Below are 2,489 nucleotides of genomic sequence, written 5' to 3' on the forward strand. Positions count from 1 at the left end.
GACCTCATCCCTGGCGACCTCAACCGGCTGTTCCCGATCTGCACGCCGGAGGCGTCGGACTCCGCCTCCTTCGACGAGGCTCTCGAGCTGCTGCACCTGGGCGGTCGCTCGCTGCCCCACGCCGTCCTCATGATGATCCCGGAGGCTTGGGAGAACCACGAGGAGATGGACCCCACCCGCCGGGCGTTCTACGAGTTCCACTCGACGTTCATGGAGCCCTGGGACGGTCCGGCGTGTGTGACGTTCACGGACGGCTCGCTGATCGGTGCGGTACTCGACCGCAACGGACTGCGCCCGGGGCGCTACTCCGTCACCGACGACGGTCTGGTGGTGCTCGCGTCCGAGGCCGGGGTCCTCGACCTCGACCCGTCCCGGGTGGTGCGCAAGGGACGGCTCCAGCCGGGCCGGATGTTCCTGGTGGACACCGAGCACGGTCGCATCGTCTCCGACGACGAGGTCAAGGCGTCGCTGGCGTCCCAACAGCCCTACGAGGAGTGGCTGCACGCCGGCCTGCTGCACCTGGACGACCTGCCGGAGCGCGAGCACATCGTGCACACCGCGGCCTCGGTGGCCCGACGCCAGCAGACCTTCGGCTACACCCAGGAGGAGCTGCGCATCCTGCTGACGCCGATGGCTCGCACCGGGGGAGAGGCCCTGGGCTCGATGGGCACGGACACGCCCATCGCCGTGCTGTCGGACCGCCCGCGACTGATCTTCGACTACTTCACCCAGCTGTTCGCCCAGGTGACCAACCCGCCGCTGGACGCGATCCGCGAGGAGCTGGTGACCTCGCTCGGCACCGTCATCGGTCCCGAGGGCAACGCGCTGGCGGCGACGCCGGCCCACGCGCGCCAGGTGGTGCTGCCGTTCCCGGTGATCGACAACGACGAGCTCGCCAAGGTCGTCCACATCAACGCCGACGGCGACCTGCCCGGCTATGCGACCCACGTGGTTCGCGGGCTGTACGACGTCACCGGCGGCGCTGCCGCGATGAAGGACCGGCTGGAGGAGATCTTCGGTGAGGTCTCGGCCGCCATCGCCAAGGGGGCGCGCTTCGTCGTGCTCTCCGACCGTGACTCCGGGCGCGACTTCGCGCCGATCCCGTCCTTGCTGCTGACCTCGGCGGTCCACCACCACCTGATCCGCGAGAAGACCCGCACCCTGGTCGGGCTGGTCGTGGAGGCCGGAGACGTGCGCGAGGTCCACCACGTCGCCCTGCTCATCGGCTATGGCGCCGCGGCCGTGAACCCGTATCTGGCGATGGAGTCGGTCGAGGACCTCGTCCGGTCCGGGGCCATCGACGGGGTCACGCCCGACCAGGCCGTCAAGAACCTCATCAAGGCCCTGGGCAAGGGTGTCCTGAAGGTCATGTCCAAGATGGGCATCTCCACGGTGGCGTCCTACCGGGGGGCGCAGGTGTTCGAGGCGCTCGGACTGTCCCAGGAGCTGGTCGACCGTTACTTCACCGGCACGGTGTCCCAGCTCGGGGGCATCGGGCTCGACGTGGTCGCGGCCGAGACCGCGGCACGGCACGCCGCGGCATACCCGCCGGACGGTGTTCGGCTCCCGCACCGCAAGCTCACCGTGGGCGGGGAGTACCAGTGGCGCCGTGAGGGCGAGCCACACCTCTTCGACCCCGACACGGTCTTCCGGTTGCAGCACTCCACGAGGGAGCGCCGCTACGACATCTTCAAGCAGTACACCCAGCGCGTCGACGAGCAGTCCGAGCGGCTGATGACCCTGCGCGGGCTGTTCGAGTTCCAGGACTGCCCGGAGCGGCCGCCGGTGCCGATCGAGGAGGTCGAGCCGGTCAGCGCGATCGTCAAGCGGTTCAACACCGGCGCGATGTCGTACGGCTCGATCAGCCAGGAGGCGCACGAGACCCTGGCCATCGCGATGAACCGCCTCGGCGGCCGGTCCAACACCGGCGAGGGGGGCGAGGATGTCGAGCGCCTCATGGACGACGAGCGCCGCTCGGTCATCAAGCAGGTGGCCTCGGGTCGTTTCGGCGTCACCTCGCTCTACCTGACCAAGTCCGGCGACATCCAGATCAAGATGGCCCAAGGTGCCAAGCCCGGCGAGGGCGGGCAGCTGCCGGGCCACAAGGTGTACCCGTGGGTGGCCAAGACCCGGCACTCGACGCCAGGGGTCGGGCTGATCAGTCCGCCGCCCCACCACGACATCTACTCGATCGAGGACCTCGCCCAGCTCATCCACGACCTGAAGAACGCCAACCCCGAGGCCCGGATCCACGTCAAGCTGGTCTCCGAGGTCGGGGTCGGCACCGTCGCGGCCGGCGTCTCCAAGGCGCACTCCGACGTCGTGCTCATCTCGGGCCACGACGGCGGCACCGGTGCCTCGCCGCTGACCTCGCTCAAGCACGCCGGCGGCCCCTGGGAGATCGGGCTGGCCGAGACCCAGCAGACCCTGGTGCTCAACAGCCTGCGCGACCGGATCGTCGTGCAGTGCGACGGCCAGCTCAAGACCGG

General features: G+C 69.6%; 1 protein-coding gene. It reads left to right on the forward strand.

The features are described 5' to 3' along the window. Positions 1-2,489 (forward strand): glutamate synthase central domain-containing protein (locus tag VIG79_RS09570; protein WP_331884968.1); only part of this gene is annotated, 2,489 nt, incomplete at both ends.

The organism is Lapillicoccus sp., from assembly GCF_036559105.1.
Classification (GTDB): Bacteria; Actinomycetota; Actinomycetes; order Actinomycetales; family Dermatophilaceae; genus Lapillicoccus.